We start from the raw sequence: 1,018 nt of genomic DNA on the forward strand, positions 1-1,018 counted from the left end.
ATCGCGGGTGGCGGTGGCGCGCGACGTGCGGGTGATGGCGAGATAGTTGTCCGCGCTGAGGCCACCGATAAAGCCATCCGGTCCCGCCTCGAACAGACGCGCAATGACTTTCTCCTGACGAGGATTGAACGCTCCCCTGTACCGGTCGTAGAAATGTGCCTTGGCGATGTAAAAGGCGACACGATCCAGTGTTGTTTGTTGAGCCGTCAGCACGGTTTGGGAAAACCATACCAACCATTCGGTGACGTCGAGGGTCCGCTGATAGGTTTCCAGCTGATCGTAATAGGCCTTCCGTTGTCGTTCGATGGTAAAACTCAGCATGATCAGGCTCGGCTGCCCTAGCGACTGTGCCAGTGCTTTTTCGGCGAGTGCGCGACCAAGCCGTCCATTGCCGTCCTCGAATGGATGAATGCTTTCGAACCACAAATGGCTAAGGCCGGCGCGAGTAAGCGCGGGGAGGGGCGTACCGCCGGTCAGAGCGCTTGCGTTGAACCACGATATGAACCGATGCATTTCTTCCGGTACTTGCGCTGATGGCGGCGCCTCGAAATGAATCGTCGGGCGGTCCAACTGGCCAGAGACGATCTGCATAGCGTCGGAGTGGCTGCGATAAGCACCGATGCTTTCCAGATGCCGACTGCCTGCCATCAACATGGTATGCCACCGAAAGAGTGTCGCGTCATCAAGCGGCAGGGCATAGGTGCCATAAACGTCGACCGTCATTTCCGCGATGCCGTGTTCACGTGGTTGCACCGAACGCCGGTCCGCATCCAGGCCAAGCTGCCGTCGCAGTGATGACTGGACGCTCAAGCGGTCCAATGTTTCGCCTTCGATCGCGCTCGTCTTGATCGCTTCGTCGCTCAGGAGTTCGATGCGCAACCGGTCGCGGTCGTCATGATCGATGTGACGCACAGCGCCGATGACTTCGCCGGAGGTGAGCAGAAATCGCTGTTCCAGTGCCGCGAGTGCAGACGCGTCATAGCGAAAATGCGGCCAATCAGGCTGTGTCCAGTTCCAG

The 1,018-nt window shown here is 58.6% G+C and carries 1 protein-coding gene; it reads right to left on the reverse strand.

Features of this window, described 5'->3' with window-relative positions; translation table 11 throughout:
* On the reverse strand, positions 1 to 1,018 hold a 1,018-nt coding region (locus F9K91_RS25475; RefSeq protein WP_151679069.1), incomplete at both ends, for a Fic family protein.

This window comes from Brucella tritici, assembly GCF_008932295.1.
Taxonomy (GTDB): Bacteria; Pseudomonadota; Alphaproteobacteria; order Rhizobiales; family Rhizobiaceae; genus Brucella; species Brucella tritici.